Below are 378 nucleotides of genomic sequence, written 5' to 3' on the forward strand. Positions count from 1 at the left end.
GTTAAGACTCGCTTTCCCTACGGCGCCCCTATAAGGTTAACCTTGCTACTAACATTAAGCCGCTGACCCATTCTACAACAGGAACGCCGTCACACCACGAAGGTGCTCCTACTGCTTGTACGTACACGGTTTCAGGTTCTATTTCACTCCCCTCACAGGGGTTCTTTTCGCCTTTCCCTCACGGTACCGGTTCACTATCGGTCAGTCAGGAGTATTTAGCCTTGGAGGATGGTCCCCCCTTATTCAGTCAGGATAACACGTGTCCCGCCCTACTCGATTTCACTGAACATGCGCCTATGACCACGGGACTATCACCCGGTATCGTTGGCCTTTCCAGACCATTCGTCTAACGCATTTAAATCTTAAGGGCTAATCCAA

At 50.5% G+C, this 378-nt stretch carries 1 rRNA gene; it reads right to left on the reverse strand.

Annotated elements, in window-relative coordinates:
* Window positions 1–378: ribosomal RNA gene (locus UF06_RS23050) — 23S ribosomal RNA — on the reverse strand; the annotation flags it as partial.

Source organism: Vibrio sp. S234-5 (assembly GCF_000960595.1).
In the GTDB taxonomy this organism is placed as follows: domain Bacteria; phylum Pseudomonadota; class Gammaproteobacteria; order Enterobacterales; family Vibrionaceae; genus Vibrio.